Source organism: Phycicoccus sp. Soil802 (assembly GCF_001429605.1).
Taxonomy (GTDB): Bacteria; Actinomycetota; Actinomycetes; order Actinomycetales; family Dermatophilaceae; genus Pedococcus.
In genome coordinates, this window is record NZ_LMSS01000002.1 from 205,476 (window position 1) to 220,057 (window position 14,582).

A 14,582-nucleotide genomic window follows, 5' to 3' on the forward strand; every position below is an offset into this window, starting at 1 on the left:
ATGGCGGCCGACGACGGTCGGCCCGCGCTGCACCTCACCGCGGACCGTGGCTGGGTGAACGACCCCCTCGCCCCGACCTGGGACGGCGAGCGCTATCACCTGTTCTTCCAGTACGTGCCTGACTCGCTCGAGTGGCGGCCGCACTGCCACTGGGGTCACGCGGTGTCGGACGACCTCGTGCACTGGGAGCACCGCGGCGTGGCGCTCGCCCCCGGCGAGGGCGACGACGGCGTCTGGTCCGGGTCGATGGTCCGGCGCGACGACGGCTACCGGATCTTCTACACGGCGATCTCCGCCGACGACCTGCCGATGGGCCGGGTGCGCTGGGCGGACAGCCCGGACCTGTCCCCTGGCTCCTGGGTGAAGGGAGACGTCGTCGTGACGGCCCCGCCGCACGTCGACGTCACCGCGTTCCGAGACCCCTTCGTCTACCGCGACGGACCGGTGTGGCGGATGCTCGTGGGCACCTCCATCGGCGGCACCGAGGCGGCGGCGACCTCCTTCTCCTCGCCGGACCTGGTGGAGTGGACCTATGAGGGAGTGGCGGCGTCGCGTCCCACGACCGACCGCGACCCCCTGTGGACCGGCACCCTGTGGGAGTGTCCGCAGCTGGTCACGGTCGGCGGCGCGGATGCGCTGGTCGTCTCGGTCTGGGCCGACGACGCGCTCCACCACGTCGCCGCAGCCCGCGGTTCGGCCGAGGGTCCGACCTTCACCCCGGAGCGTTGGCAACGGCTCACCTACGGACACGGCTACTACGCACCGGCGTCCTTCACCGACGCCGACGGGCAGCCCTGTCTGGTCTTCTGGATCCGCGGGCTGTTCGACCAGTCAGCCGGACGGGCCGGCGCGCTCAGCGTGGTGCACCGCCTCGAGCTCATCGACGACGGGTTGGTGCTGCGGCTGCACCCGGAGCTGACCTCCCGGGGGCGGGAGCGACGCAACGGGGCCAACGCAGCGGTTGCCGAGCCGGCCGACCTGACCGACGGCCCCGTCCGGCTCACCTCGCACGGCCAGGACCTGCTGTCGGTGTCCTACGTGGACGGCGCGGTGGTCGTGGTCGCGGGCACCGAAGGGGCCGCCATCGTCGCCTCACCCCGGGGGGTGCAGGTGCTGGTCGACGGACCGTGCATCGAGGTCCTGACCTCGGGCGGTGCCTTCGCCCATGCGCTCCCCGGCGCGACGTGGTGGGACGACCGTGCGCAGGGGGCCGACCTCCGCTGGGTCGACTAGGCCAGACGGGCCGGCGTCGTCACCACGAGGTCGGCGCGAGCTCGGGTTGCCGCGACCAGCGTGGCGTTCGCCTGGTCGACGCGGTCCACCCAGAGGGCGGCGGCGTCGGGCTCCTTCCCGAACTCCACGTGCCGCGCCACCAACCGTTCGAGTCGGGTCGGCTCGTCGAGGTCGCAGTACCAGACCTCGTCCATCGCCTCCCGCACCCGGTGCCACGCCGGCTCGTCCAGCAGCAGGTAGTTGCCCTCGGTGATCACCAGCCGGGCCGACGGGGGCACGGCCAGGGCCGCGGCGATCGGCTGCTCGAGGTCACGCTCGAAGCCTGGCGCGTAGACGGTCTGCGAGGTGTCGGTCCGCACCCGCTCCAGCATCGCGGCATACCCCGCGGCGTCGAACGTCTCCGGCGCTCCCTTGCGGTCCCGCAGCCCGAGCCGGTCGAGCTGGGCGTCAGCGAGGTGGAACCCATCCATCGGCACGTGGGCCACCCAGCCCGCACCTGCGCCCTCCGGCGGGTGCTCCGCGAGCTCGGCCAGGAGCCGCTCGACCAGTGTGGTCTTCCCCGCACCAGGCGCCCCGGTGATGCCCAGGACCGCGCGACCGCCGCGGCCCAGTGCCGCGCGCGCCACCAGGCCCCGAGCCCGCTCACCGAGCGCCGTGAACTCGCCGAGGCTGCTGCCGTCGCCGGCTCGAGAGGTCATGTCCTCCATGCCATCACACCCAGATCGCGGCGGGTATGCCGTCCGCGAAGGTCTGCGGCGGATCGGGCAGCGGGTGGGCGTCACCGTTCATGCGACGAGCCGCCGTCCACGCAGCCGCGCAGGCGTCGAGGACGTCGTCCGCGGCATACCCACTGCCGTTGAGCACCGATGGTGAGGGGAGCCCTGCGGCGGCCAGCGCGGCGAGCCGTGCGACGCGGCCCTCGTCGGTCTTCTTGCCGGCCACGATCGGTGCCCCGGCCATGACCGCGAAGCTGAGCTCGGGGTGCGCCTCGATGACGGTGACGGTGGGCCGGCCGCGGACCCACGCGTACACCTCGTCCACCTGGTCACGAGGCAGGCTGTCGGCGTCGTCCCGCGCGATGGCCACGGCCTCGAGGTCGAGCGACTGGCGCACCGTCTCGACGAGGTCGGCGATGGTCGACGCGACCGCGATCCGCGGGCGGGGCGCGCCCGGCTCGAGGATGGCGCCGACCCAGCCCGCCGGGCACGCGTCCACGCCGAGCACCGGCACGATCACGTCGACCGGCGGGGACGGCCGCGGACCGTCGTCACCGGAAGCGCGGAGAACGGCGCCGAGCCGCTCCAGCGTGGTCGCGAGGGCCGAGTAGGTCTCGTCGACCCGGGCCCGGTCAGCCACGCCGGCAGCGGCGAGCAGCTCCGCCAGGGCGGCCGCCTGCTCAGCCACCCGGGCCGCCAGCTCAGACGCCTCGTCCGCCACTGCCCACCACCTTCCGTTGCCGTGGGTGAAACCTGCCAGGGGTGAAACAGTGCCAGACACCGCTGCGCGGCGGCGGATCGGCGACTCGTCACCCCCGCCGCCAGCCGGGATCGCGAGTAGAGTCGAAGCCGAAGGCTGCCCTGGACCCGGTGGCGTGAAACCACCCCCCAGGAGTCCGGGATGAGCACTCTTCCCCGCATCGTCGACCCTGCGCCGCTCGCGCCGCGCCCGCTCTACCCCGAGGTCGTGAGCGCCGTGCGCGCCGCCGGGCTGATGGACCGTCGACTCGGCCCCTACTTCGTCCACTTCGCCGTCAACACCCTCGGGCTGTTGGCCGTCCTGGCCGCCATGGTCGTCTGGCACCACTCGTGGTGGCTGGTGGCGTGGGCGGTGGTCCTGGCAGTCGTGTCGGTGCAGATCGGTTTCCTGGGGCACGACATCGCGCACCGCCAGGTCTCGCGGCGGGCCAGGACGGCCGCGCTGCTCGGCCTCGTGCACGCGAACCTGCTCAGCGGCCTCAGCTACGGCTGGTGGGTGGACAAGCACAACGCCCACCACGCCCACCCGAACGACCTCGAGACCGACCCCGACGTCCGTGCTGGGGTGCTGATCTTCGACATCAGCCAGGCCCGCGAACGCCGTGGCCTGGCTGCCCTGGTGACCCGCCACCAGGCCTGGCTCTTCTTCCCCATGCTCACCTTCGAGGCGGTGAACCTCTACATCGCCGGCATCCGGTCGCTGGCCCGCCCCGGTCTGCAGCACCGCCCGGCCGAGGTCGCGCTCATCGCAGCCCACACCGCGGCATACCTCGTCGTGGTCGTCACCACGACGTCGTGGCTCCAAGGGCTCGTCTTCATCGCGGTGCACCAGGGCCTGCGCGGCCTCTACCTCGGGGTCTCGTTCGCGCCCAACCACAAGGGCATGCCGGTCCTGTCGCGCGCCGACGAGGCCGACCCGTTCCTGCGGCAGGTGCTGACCTCACGCAACATCCGTGGCGGGCCGTTCGTGGACTGGGCGCTCGGCGGGCTCAACTACCAGATCGAGCACCACCTCTTCCCGAGCATGCCGCGCGCGAACCTCCCGAAGGCGCAGCGCATCGTCCACTCCGTCTGCGAACGCCACGACGTGCCCTACGTCGAGGCCACCGCGCGTGCCTCGTATGCCGAGGTGTTGCGTCACCTGCACGCCGTCGGGGCCCCGCTGCGCGCGGGTGGGTGACCGGCCCTCAGCGGGCGACGCTGAGATCGAGCCAGGCGGCGAGGTCCTCGACCTCACGGTCGACGGCCTGGCGGACGGCGGAGCTGAACGGCTCGTCCTGGTGCACCGCGGCGACGCGCAGCACCCCGGCCGCGAGGTCGGCGGTGGCGTCGAGCTTCCCGACGAGCTGGTCGCCGTGCAGGATGGGCAGGGCCCAGTAGCCCCAACGACGCTTGTCGACCGGCTTGTACATCTCCAGCTGGTAGTCGTAGCCGAACAGCTCGGTCATCCGCTTGCGGTCGAAGACCAACCGGTCCAGGGGCGACAGCAGCGCCGTGCGACCGCGGAACGGCTCGCCGAGGTGGTCGAGCTGGGCCGGGTCGACCCGCCACTGCCCGCGCAGCCCCTCGACGACCGCGGCCTCCCCCACCGACCCGACGTCGTTCGGCTCGGCGGAGACCTCGACCGCCTTGGCCCGCGCGATCCCGAGCGCGGAGAGCCTGCGGCGTCCCCGTTCGACCGACGCCTCCACGGCCGGGACGGCAGGCACCGAGGCGTCGTCGGGGTAGATCCGCGCGGCCAGGTCCCACTGCCGCTCACGTCCCTCACGGCTCGCGACGGCGACCTCCCCGCGGGCCTCCATGAAGTCGAGCATCCGCTGGGTGTTCTTGTTGTTGGTCCACCCCGTCGAGCGCCACGGGACGACACACGAGTCGGGCAGCCGTCGCGCCGAGAGGGGCGCCTCCGCCTCGAGCTGGTCGAGGATGTCGAGGCGGCACTCGTCGTTGGCCGACACCCACTCGGCGACGTCCATCTGCCAGTCGCGCAGCGGCTCCGGCCCCGGCCACTGCGCCATCTCGGCTCGGTAGAGCGCGATGTCCTCGGCCGGGCGCAGGAACCCCCGCAGCTCCACGACGACCCGCTCCTGGAACAGGCCGTCGAGGTCGCCGAGCGCGTAGCCGCCACCCAGCCGGCTCCAGCAGACCAGGTCGGCGCTGGGCGCGACGGCCGCCGTGAGGTCGACCTGCACCGCCCCCAGCCGACGCACCACGTCGAGCAGGTCCGTGGGCCGGGGCTCGTCGAGCAGCTGCGCCCGCACCGCGATCCGCCGGGCGTCGGCCCGCGACAGCCGGTGCTCGCTCACGTCGACCCCGTCAGCCGCGGCCGGACTCGAGGGCGAGCCGGCGGTCCAGCACCTTCGCGAGGTAGTTCATCTGCTCCACGTGGGCCGAGTCGCCGTCGGTCTGGCGCACCGCGGGGCCGACCGCGTCGGTGATGATCGCCACGGCATACCCGTCGACGATGCCCATCTGCCGGGTGACGGTGTCGCTGCGCAGCCAGCCGCCCTTGAACGCTCCGGCGCCGATCGTGCCCAGGCCCCAGCGGTGCGCTGCGATCGGTCGCATCGACGACAGGATGTAGGCGCTCGCTGCCCTGGACACCACCCGTCCCGAGCTGAGCGCGGCCATGAACCGCACCTGCTCACGGATGGTCCACTGCATCCCGCCCTGCGACGCGTCGGGGGCGACGGTGCGGGTGTCGCCGATCGACCGCAGCACCTTCGTGATGGCGGCGCCCGGGCTGCCGGGGATGTCCTCGCGCAGGGCGATGACGGCATTCATGTCGGAGGCGGTGAGGGCGGCCGTGACCCAGCGCTTCTGCTGGGCGCTGGCCTTGGCCGGGTCGCCGTCGCAGGCCGTGTCGAGGAAGGCTGCGACGACCAGCACCTTCGACGTCGACCAGGCCTTGTAGCTCGAGACCGAGCCCTCGACCGTGACGTTGCCCGGGTTGCTCAGCGGCGCGAAGGCGAAGGCGTCGTTGGTGTCGCCCTTGAGGCTGGTGCGCGGCTTGGCGGCCGACGGCTTGGGGGCGGACGGTGTGCTCGAGGGCTTGGGCTTCACCGGCTTCACCGTGGTCGTCCTCGTGCGGCTCGGGGTGGTCGTCGTCGTGGTCGGCGCGGCGGTGCTGGTCGCCGGCGGGGCCGCGGACGTCGGGCTCGCGGCCCGGGGGGTCTGCGTCGCCCCTGCGCACGCGCTGAGCGCGAGACAGGCTGCTGCCAACCAGACGGTATGCCGCATGGTCACCGAGGGTAACCCGCGCTCGCGTCCGCCCGCGTCTCGGAGATAATCGCGCCGTGCCCTACCTCGTGAAGCAGAGCCATCGGGCTCGACCCGTGCGAGGGCCGATCCCGCCCGACCCGCGGCTGCCCCGGGCGTGCGTCATCGGCGCCGGGTCCTCCGGCCTCGCGGCGGCGAAGGCGCTCTACACCGCACGAGTCCCCTTCGACTGCTTCGAGCGCGGCAGCGTCATCGGCGGCAACTGGGTCTACGACAACCCGAACGGGCTGTCCGCCTGCTACGAGACGTTGGAGATCAACACGTCCGGCCCGCGGATGGCCTTCTCCGACTTCCCGATGCCCGCCGACTACCCGCCCTACGCACGCCACGACCAGGTCGCCGCCTACTTCAACGCCTACGTCGACCACTTCGGGTTCCGGGACCGGATCACGTTCCACACCACCGTGACCGACGTCGCGCGCGGCGCCGGCGACAGCTGGCTGGTCTCCACCACGGGCCCCGACGGTGACCACGTGCGGGAGTACGACGCCGTCCTCGTCGCGAACGGCCACCACTGGGACCCGCGCTGGCCCAACCCGCCCTACCCCGGCGGGTTCGACGGCGAGCAGATCCACGCGCACGACTACCGCTCGGGAGCCCAGCTGGCCGGTCGGGACGTCGTCGTCGTGGGGTCGGGCAACTCGGCGCTCGACATCGCCGTCGAGGCCGGCACGGTGGCCCGGTCGGCCAACCTCTCGCAGCGCCGGGGACAGTGGGTGCTGCGCAAGTTCGCCCTCGGGCGTCCCGCCGACCAGGTCGCGCTGCCCGGGTGGCTGCCCTGGTGGGCCACGGCGCTGCGGCTGCGGATCGGAGCGCTGCTGTCCGGCAACGTCGCGAAGCTCGGCCTGCCGCAGCCCCACCACAAGCCCGGCCAGTCCCATCCGGTGCAGTCCGAGGGGATCCGCGACGCCCTCCGAACCGGCCGGGTGGTCCCGCGCCCGGCGATCGAGCGGCTGGACGGCGACCACGTCGTCTTCGCCGACGGCAGCCGGGTCCCGGCCGACCTGATCGTCTGGGCGACCGGCTACCAGGTGAGCTTCCCGTTCCTCGACCCCGCGCTGGTCTCGGCCAAGGACAACGACCTGCCGCTGTGGAAGCGGACCATCCACCCCGACCTGCCCGGGCTCTTCTTCATCGGGTTGGTGCAGCCGGTCGGCGCCGTCATGCCGCTGGCGCAGGCGCAGGGGGAATGGGTCGCCCAGCTCCTCATCGGCCGCTACGCGCCACCGCCGGACAGCGAGATCCGTCGGCAGATGCGGGCCGACCACGAGCGCAACAAGCGGCAGTTCTACTCCTCGGTGCGGCACACCATGGAGGTCGACTTCGACCGCTACCTGTGGGACCTGCGCCGCGAGCTGCGCCGTGGGTTCGACCGGGCGAAGGCCGCCGCCCGCAGCCGCGCCTGACAGGATCGAGCCCATGGCTTCCAAGGCGCAGAAGTACCCGGACCTGTGGGTCGACCCCGAGGAGGACCCTCGCGAGACGGCGACCTCCTCCGCGACCGACGAGCGCAGCGTCCTCCTCGATTACCTCCGGCACTTCCGGCTCACCTTCGAGATGAAGTGCGAAGGCCTCGACGCCGAGCAGCTGGCCCGCCGCTCGGTGGAGCCGTCGACGATGTCGCTGCTGGGGCTCCTGCGCCACCTCGCTGCGGTCGAGCAGACCTGGTTCCGGATCACGATGGCGAACGAGGACGTCCCCCGGCTGTGGGGCAAGGACGACGACCGCGATGCCGACTTCGACCAGGCGGTGGCTGACGAGGCCGTCGTCGCCGAGGCCTGGGCGGCGTGGCGCCGTGAGGTGGCGTATGCCGTGGAGTTCGTCGAGCGCGCAGAGTCCCTCGAGCTGCTCAGCACCCACGCGACCCGTGGGCCGATCACGTTGCGCGAGCTGCTGGTCCACATGATCGAGGAGTACGCCCGGCACTGCGGTCACGCCGACCTGATCCGCGAGCGCATCGACGGCCGCACCGGCCAGTAGCCCCGGTTCGATGTGAACGCGCCCGGAATCTCCGGCGGGTTTACCTCGAACCGGCGGCAGGCACTGGTCAGGGGCGGATCTCGCAGACCGCCCGGAAGCCATAGCCTGTGCAGCGTGAGCACCGAGCCCGCAGCACCCGAACCGACCACCGTGCACGACGCGGTGCAGCGGTATGCCGCGATGCAGCCAGACCTGCGCGTGCCCACCGAACAGTTCGTCGCCCTCGTCACCTCGCTGCTCGACGACGCCGGCATCAACTACGTCAGCGTCACCGGTCGCACCAAGTCGGTGGCCTCGTTCGCGGCCAAGGCGTCCCGCACCCTCGACGGCGAGCCGGTCTACTCCGACCCGCTGACCGAGATCACCGACCAGCTCGGCGTGCGCGTCGTGACCTACCTGCACGGCGACGTCGACGCGGTGGCCGGTCTGCTCTCCGACCAGTTCAGCGTCCTCGACGACCGCGACATGGGCCGCGAGACGGCCCGGCAGGGCCGGTTCGGCTACTCCAGCCGCCACCTGCTCGTGGCGGTCGACCCCGTCAAGGGCGTGCCCGCGGCATACGAGACCCTGAAGGGGCGCAGCGCCTCGGTGCAGGTGCGCACGATCCTGCAGCACGCCTGGGCCGAGTTCGAGCACGACGTGCGCTACAAGGGGACCATCCCCGAGGAGCACGTGCCCGACCTCGACCGGCGGTTCACCCTGGCGGCGGGTTTGCTCGAGCTGGCCGACCGGGAGTTCTCCGAGATCCGCGACACGCTCCAGGCGACCATGGGTGGGCAGCGGCTCACCATCGACGAGGACGACCCGCGGATCAGCGCCTCCGACCTCGCGACCTTCCTCGCCGGGCAGTTCCAGGACGCCGGCTGGTCGCGCACCGACCACTACGCGTGGATCTCCGGGCTGCTGCTCGAGCTCGGCATCACCTCGCTCGACGAGCTCGGCGGGCTGCTGTCGTCGATCGACCTCGAAGGCATCAACGCGCGGATGGGCTACCGCTACCCCGCCGGTGCGGTGCGCCGCCTCGACGACGCGCTGCTCGCGGTCTACGGCTCGCGCTACCTCGCGCTGCACGGCAACGGGCACCGGGAGGCCGCCCTGCGGGCCAGGCTCGACAAGCTCCGCGCCGTCTGAGTCCCCCCTGTTGGAAGCGTTCCTTCCGGATGTCCGGAAGGAACGGCACCGACCCGAGGTGGGTCACAGCGCCGCGAGCAGGGTGCGGGCCTCCTCCAGACGGCCGCGCTCCCGCTCCAGCAATGCGCGCCGGTCGGCCGCCTTGTCCGCCTGCTCGGCGACCCGGCGGGCGGCGAGCACGTCGAGCTCGCCGGTGGTCCAGTCCTCGCACGCCTGCAGGATCTGCGGCCCGTCGCGCCGCCACACCTCCTGCTGGGCCTCGAGGTCGGCCAGCCGCGCGCGGGCGGTCGAGAGCTCCGCGGCGTACTCGGTCGAGAGTCGTGCGTGGGCCACCGGCCCGACGGTGCCCTGGTCGCGCCCGGCGTCGAGCCGGCGCTGGTAGGCCTCGAGATCGGCCACCGTCGAGCGGGCCTGCGCCAGGTCGTGGACCAGCTCGGGGAGCAGCACCGAGGCGGCCACCCGCAGCCGGACGATCCGCGTCTCGTCGGCGGCGAGGTGTCCGGCCAGCCCGCTCAGCTCGGCCGTCTCCAGCTCGAGGAACAGCTCGAGCAGCCCCACCTCCTGCGCGAGCCGGGCCACCTGGGCCGGCAGCTGCCGCACCCGGTCGCGCACGTCGAGGAACGGACGCATCACCCACTCGCGCAGGTCGGAGGACCGGTCGGTGGTGCGGTGCTGCACGTCCTTGATCCGACGCTGGAGGGTGCCACCCAGCCCGGTCAGCCCGGTCAGCCCGGCCGGTGCCTCGGGCGGCGCGGCCTCTCCGGTCGCGGAGCCCGTCTCGACCTCGACCGCGTGCACGTCGACCTGCAGGATCGCGTCGACGACCTGCCCGAGCTGGGCCACCCGGCCGAGGACCGTCTTCCACGCCGCCGTGCGCCAGCGTACATCGGCCAGCACCTTGAGGTCCTTGCGGATCCGGGTCGCATCGACCGCTCCGTCGGGCGACTGCCGCTGCTTCTCCGCGAGGTCACTGATCCGCTCCAGCTCGGCCAGGTAGGCCTGGAACTCGCCGGAGGCCGAGGTCACGAAGGCGGCCCAGGTGCTCAGGGGCACCCCGGTCTGCTGCTTGACGTACTGGCTGGCCAGCCCTTTGACCGCGCGCACCGCCCCGGCGATCGGCAGCCCCACCAGCCCGAAACCGCTCATCGCCTGCGTCCCGCCACCGGCCCCACCCTGGGTGACCATGGCCAGGGCCTCCTCCAGCGACTCGAGCGTCTCGGCGACCTCCGCGCAGTCGGCCTGCACTGTCGCCACCGTGCGCCGCAGCGCGAGGAAGCTGGTCTGCACCACCATGGAGTCGCGCACCGCCAGCACGTCGCCGGTCATGGGCCCACGCCAACCATCCGGCTCGCCCCGTCGACGACCGGTGCGAGTGCCTGCGGTTGCCACCCGGTGGGACAGCTGGCGGGTGGTGGGCTCCCCATGGCCATGTTTCTCATTGTCCACGCACGCTCGAGGCTGTCCTCGGCCATTGGGGTGAGGTGTGACGGCCGGCGCCCGCGGGCCGTCTGGTGGCTGCCCTGACCCCCTGACGCCGTCACCGGCCGGGTCTATCGTGCGAGTCATCCACTCCACGACGGACCCAGGAGCACGCGATGGCCTCTCGCCTCAACCCCTACATCCAGTTCAAGGACAACGCCCGCGCGGCGCTCGAGTTCTACCAGGGCGTCTTCGGTGGCGACCTCACCGTCAGCACCTTCGGCGAGTACGGCGACCCCAGCCAGCCCGGTGCCGACGGCATCATGCACGGCCAGCTGGAGACGCCGAGCGGCTACACGATCATGGCCGCCGACACCCCGCCGGGCATGGACCACAACCCCGGCAGCAACATCGCCGTCAGCCTCTCCGGCGACGACCCCGACGAGCTGCACGGCTACTGGGACAAGCTCTCCGACGGCGGCCAGGTCCAGGTGCCGCTCGAGCAGCAGATGTGGGGCGACGAGTTCGGCATGTGCGCCGACCAGTTCGGGATCGGCTGGATGGTCAACATCGCCGGCGCCCGCCCCGAGTCCGACGGCTGAGGGTCAGGGGCGGAGCCAGGCGGTCGCATCGGGCGGCAGCTGACCGTCCTCGAGCGGGATGCTGGACAGCAGCACGCGGTCGGCCGGCACGTCCACGGGCTCCGTGGACAGGTTGACGACGCAGCGCAAGGCGTCGTCGCGGTCGAAGTCGAGGACGTCCGGCGCCGACTCGCGCCAGGCCAGCCCGGCGGCATACAGGCCGGGGGTCTCGCGGCGCAGTCGCAGCACGTCGCGGTAGAGGGTCAGCATCGACGTGGCGTCGCCCTCCTGGGCCTCGACCGTGAGGTCGCGCCACGACTCGGGCTGCGGCAGCCACGGCGTCACGCCCTCGGGCGAGAACCCGAACGGCGGTTCCTGCCCGCTCCACGGCAGCGGCACCCGGCAGCCGTCCCGGCCCCGCATCTCGCCGCCGCTGCGCAGGAACATCGGGTCCTGGAGCACCTCGTCCGGCAGGTCGTCGACGTTCGGGAGACCGAGCTCCTCGCCCTGGTAGACATAGGCGCCTCCGGGCAGCGCGAGCATGAGCATCGCCGCGGCCCGGGCGCGACGGGTGCCCAGGGCCAGGTCGGAGACCTCGCCGGCGCCGTCGGAGATGAAGTACGAGCTCGTCGTCGTGCGGCCGTAGCGGGTCACCGGACGGGTCTCGTCGTGGCTGGTCAGCACCCAGGTCGACGGCACCCCGATCGGTGCGAACGACGACAGCGTCGCGTCGATGACGTCGCGCAGCGGCCCGGCCTCCCAGGGTCCCTTGAGGTAGGGGAAGTTGAAGGCGGTGTGCATCTCGTCGGGGCGCAGGTAGGCGGCCAGCCGTTCGGGCGTGCTGACCACGGCCTCGGCGACGAAGGCCCGGTCGCCGTCATAGGTGTCGGCGATCGCCCGCCAGCGCCGGAAGATGTCGTGCACGGTGTCGACGTCCCAGTGCGGGTTGTCGTCCCAGTCCACGGTCCGGAACTGCAGCACCCCGCCGTAGTCGGCGTCGGGCAGTCCGGCCTTCTTCGACATCGCCGGCGCCGCGTCGATCCGCAGCCCGTCGACCCCGCGGTCGAACCAGAACCGCAGCACGTCGTCGAAGTCGTCCAGCACCGCCTCGTTGCTCCAGTCGAGGTCGGGCTGCTCGGGCGCGAAGAGGTGCAGGTACCACTGGCCCGGTGAGCCGTCGGGCTCGGTGATCCGTGACCAGGCCGGCCCGCCGAACGCGCTGATCCAGTTGTTCGGGGGCTCCTCGCCGGAGTCGCCGCGCCCGTCGCGGAAGAAGTAGCGGGCCCGCTCGGCGGATCCCGGTGCGGCGGCCAGCGCCTCGAGGAACCAGGGGTGCTGGTCGGACGTGTGGTTGGGGACCAGGTCGATGATGACCCGCAGGCCCAGATCCCGCGCCTCGCGCAGCACCGCGTCGGCGTCGTCGAGGGTGCCGAACATCGGGTGTATGCCGCGGAAGTCGCTGACGTCGTAGCCCCCGTCCGCCATCGGCGAGGGGAACCACGGGGAGATCCACAATCCGTCCACGCCGAGGTCGGCGAGGTAGGGGAGCTTGGCCCGCAGGCCCGGGAGGTCGCCCTCTCCGTCACCGTTCCCGTCGGCGAAGCTGCGCGGGTACACCTGATACATCACGGCGGTGCGCCACCAAGCCTCTGGCGTGCCCGGCTCCTCGTCGAGTGCCACACGCCGAACCTAGTGCCCTGCAGCGGCTTCCGACAGGGTGAGACCGAGCGGTCCTGCGGGCGGCCGCACCGGTGACCAGCGCACCACGCGCATCGGCGCCCGACCCGATGGGTCGGACGCCGATGAGCGGGATGCCGAGGTCCTCGCGGACCCGGCGCAGGAGGTCCACCGTCAGTGGACCACCACCGGAGGCACCCCTTGCTCGTCGAGCAGGTGCGAGGCCTCCCGCTTGCGGGGCAGGAAGTACGCGGGGATGAGGGTGAGGCTCACCAGGATGGCGGCCCACCAGTAGGTGTGCGCGAACGCACTCGCGGCCGCGACCGGCGCCTGCGCCGGGCTGGTCGGTGGGTTGTCCTTGAGGGCGTTCGTGAGGACGACCGAGAACAGCGCCACCCCCACCGAGCTCGCGATCTGCTGGGTGATGTTGAGCAGCGTCGACCCGCGGGCGACTTCGTGGTGGGTCAGCGTCTTCAGGGCGGTGGTGAAGATCGGCATCATCGTGCCGCCCATGCCGAGCCCCATCACGAACAGCACCGGGATGAGGAAGCCCCAGTGCGAGGAGTCCGCCTCGATCTGGGTCAGCGCGAACATGCCGCCGATGATGAGGACGAGTCCGAACGGCACGATCCGCCCGACCGGGAACTTGTCGACCAACGTGCCCGCGATCGGCATGGTGAGCATGGCGCCGACGCCTTGGGGCGCGACCAGCCAGCCCGCGTTGAGCGGCGTCTCACCCTGGACCTGCTGGAGGAACTGCGGCACGAGCAGCAGGCCACCGAAGAACGACGCCGCGAAGATGAACATGGTGATGACCGAGACGGTGAGGTTGCGGTTCTTGAACAGGCGCAGGTCGAGGAGGGGGTGCTTGGGCCGGAAGCTGTAGAGCACGAACGTCACCATCAGGGCCAGGCCGACGAAGCCCGGGATAAGCACCTTGGCGTGGCCGATGCCGCCCTCGCCGGGGATCGACGAGACGCCGTAGAGGAACAACGCCAGGCCCGGGCTCATCATCAGCATGCCGACGAAGTCGAACGACTCGGACGGCTGCGGGTTGTCCTTGGCCAGCGCGAACTGGGCGTAGATCAGCGCGATGAGCCCGATCGGCGCGTTGATCAAGAAGATGTAGTGCCAGCTGAAGTGGTCGATCAGCCAGCCGCCGAGGATCGGGCCGAAGATCGGGCCGAGCAGCATCGGCACGCCGAGGATGGCCATCAGGCGGCCCATCCGGGCGGGGCCGGCGGCACGGGTCATGATCGTCATGCCGAGCGGCATGAGCATGCCGCCGCCCAGGCCCTGCAGGACGCGGAAGCCGATCAGCATGCCGATGGACGTGGCCGCGGCGCACAGGACCGAGCCGAGGGTGAACAACAGGATCGCCAGCATGTAGAGGCGCTTGGTGCCGAACCGGTCGGCCGCCCAGCCGGACAGCGGGATCACGGTCGCGAGCGCGAGCGTGTAGCCGGTCACCGTCCACGCGACGCTGGAGTAGGCGAGTGGCTCGCCACCGAAGGCCGTCTGGAACGTGCGCAGCGCGACGTTGACGACGGTGATGTCGAGGATCGACATGATCGCTCCGAGGACCACGACGCCGGCCACCTTGAGGACGGCAGCGTCGATCTTCTCGGGGTATTCCACGGGTGTCGTGGCAGGTGCTGACACTGGGAGTCCTCTCGGAACTGGCCTGAGCTGACAGGCAGATGGTTCAAGCGTGTGGTCGCGCCCCCCGCTCCGTTGCGTGACGCACGAAAAAGCCTAGACCCGCTGACCGACAGTCGACACGTGGATTTCTCCGCGTGATGTATCGCTG

14 protein-coding genes are annotated in these 14,582 nt (G+C 71.8%); 7 read left to right on the plus strand and 7 right to left on the minus strand.

Annotated features, from left to right (window positions below; translation table 11 throughout):
• The gene (locus ASG91_RS04430; RefSeq protein WP_056921418.1) at nucleotides 1-1,233 is read left to right on the plus strand and encodes a glycoside hydrolase family 32 protein; all 1,233 of its coding nucleotides are present in this window, start codon (nucleotides 1-3) and stop codon (nucleotides 1,231-1,233) included.
• Here ASG91_RS04430 and ASG91_RS04435 read toward each other — a convergent pair.
• Both ASG91_RS04435 and ASG91_RS04440 read right to left on the minus strand, forming a co-directional pair.
• Nucleotides 1,230-1,931 carry a nucleoside/nucleotide kinase family protein gene (locus tag ASG91_RS04435; RefSeq protein ID WP_082593907.1) on the minus strand — a complete coding sequence of 234 codons (702 nt, stop codon included), beginning with the start codon at nucleotides 1,929-1,931 and terminating at the stop codon, nucleotides 1,230-1,232. The genes ASG91_RS04430 and ASG91_RS04435 overlap by 4 nt on opposite strands.
• Before the next feature lie 13 nt (nucleotides 1,932-1,944).
• Nucleotides 1,945-2,670: a DUF429 domain-containing protein gene (locus ASG91_RS04440; protein WP_056921419.1), complete on the minus strand. Its 726-nt coding sequence runs from the start codon at nucleotides 2,668-2,670 to the stop codon at nucleotides 1,945-1,947.
• A 180-nt stretch (nucleotides 2,671-2,850) separates the two neighbouring features.
• Here ASG91_RS04440 and ASG91_RS04445 point away from each other — a divergent pair, with 180 nt between their 5' ends.
• Nucleotides 2,851-3,888, plus strand: a complete 1,038-nt coding sequence (locus ASG91_RS04445) for an acyl-CoA desaturase (RefSeq protein WP_056921420.1) — start codon at nucleotides 2,851-2,853, stop codon at nucleotides 3,886-3,888.
• A 7-nt stretch (nucleotides 3,889-3,895) separates the two neighbouring features.
• Here ASG91_RS04445 and ASG91_RS04450 read toward each other — a convergent pair whose 3' ends face one another.
• Together ASG91_RS04450 and ASG91_RS04455 are read right to left on the minus strand one after the other, a co-directional pair.
• Nucleotides 3,896-5,011 (minus strand): DNA glycosylase AlkZ-like family protein, encoded by a 1,116-nt coding sequence (locus tag ASG91_RS04450; RefSeq protein WP_056921421.1) that lies wholly within the window; start codon nucleotides 5,009-5,011, stop codon nucleotides 3,896-3,898.
• 10 nt (nucleotides 5,012-5,021) lie between these two features.
• Nucleotides 5,022-5,768 carry a hypothetical protein gene (locus ASG91_RS04455; RefSeq protein ID WP_157606028.1) on the minus strand — a complete coding sequence of 249 codons (747 nt, stop codon included), beginning with the start codon at nucleotides 5,766-5,768 and terminating at the stop codon, nucleotides 5,022-5,024.
• Here ASG91_RS04455 and ASG91_RS04460 point away from each other — a divergent pair.
• From ASG91_RS04460 to ASG91_RS04475, 4 genes are all read left to right on the plus strand, one after another.
• Entirely contained in the window at nucleotides 5,746-5,994 is a 249-nt protein-coding gene (locus ASG91_RS04460) for a hypothetical protein (protein ID WP_157606031.1), read from the plus strand. The genes ASG91_RS04455 and ASG91_RS04460 overlap by 23 nt on opposite strands.
• Nucleotides 5,995-6,001: 7 nt before the next feature.
• The gene (locus ASG91_RS04465; RefSeq protein WP_056921424.1) at nucleotides 6,002-7,390 is read left to right on the plus strand and encodes an NAD(P)/FAD-dependent oxidoreductase; all 1,389 of its coding nucleotides are present in this window, start codon (nucleotides 6,002-6,004) and stop codon (nucleotides 7,388-7,390) included.
• A 13-nt stretch (nucleotides 7,391-7,403) separates the two neighbouring features.
• Nucleotides 7,404-7,964: a DinB family protein gene (locus ASG91_RS04470; RefSeq protein WP_056921425.1), complete on the plus strand. Its 561-nt coding sequence runs from the start codon at nucleotides 7,404-7,406 to the stop codon at nucleotides 7,962-7,964.
• A 114-nt stretch (nucleotides 7,965-8,078) separates the two neighbouring features.
• Nucleotides 8,079-9,095 (plus strand): GTP pyrophosphokinase family protein, encoded by a 1,017-nt coding sequence (locus ASG91_RS04475; protein WP_304438258.1) that lies wholly within the window; start codon nucleotides 8,079-8,081, stop codon nucleotides 9,093-9,095.
• Nucleotides 9,096-9,158: 63 nt separating this feature from the next.
• Here ASG91_RS04475 and ASG91_RS04480 read toward each other — a convergent pair whose 3' ends face one another.
• The gene (locus ASG91_RS04480; RefSeq protein WP_056921426.1) at nucleotides 9,159-10,421 is read right to left on the minus strand and encodes a hypothetical protein; all 1,263 of its coding nucleotides are present in this window, start codon (nucleotides 10,419-10,421) and stop codon (nucleotides 9,159-9,161) included.
• Between the two features lie 269 nt (nucleotides 10,422-10,690).
• Here ASG91_RS04480 and ASG91_RS04485 point away from each other — a divergent pair, with 269 nt between their 5' ends.
• Nucleotides 10,691-11,116 carry a VOC family protein gene (locus ASG91_RS04485; protein ID WP_056921427.1) on the plus strand — a complete coding sequence of 142 codons (426 nt, stop codon included), beginning with the start codon at nucleotides 10,691-10,693 and terminating at the stop codon, nucleotides 11,114-11,116.
• A 3-nt stretch (nucleotides 11,117-11,119) separates the two neighbouring features.
• On the opposite strand, the gene ASG91_RS04490 is transcribed toward ASG91_RS04485, so the two are convergent.
• Both ASG91_RS04490 and ASG91_RS04495 read right to left on the minus strand, forming a co-directional pair.
• Entirely contained in the window at nucleotides 11,120-12,775 is a 1,656-nt protein-coding gene (locus ASG91_RS04490; protein WP_371262030.1) for a glycoside hydrolase family 13 protein, read from the minus strand.
• Nucleotides 12,776-12,946: 171 nt separating this feature from the next.
• Entirely contained in the window at nucleotides 12,947-14,434 is a 1,488-nt protein-coding gene (locus tag ASG91_RS04495) for a DHA2 family efflux MFS transporter permease subunit (RefSeq protein WP_056921428.1), read from the minus strand.
• Between the last annotated feature and the right edge of the window lie 148 nt (nucleotides 14,435-14,582).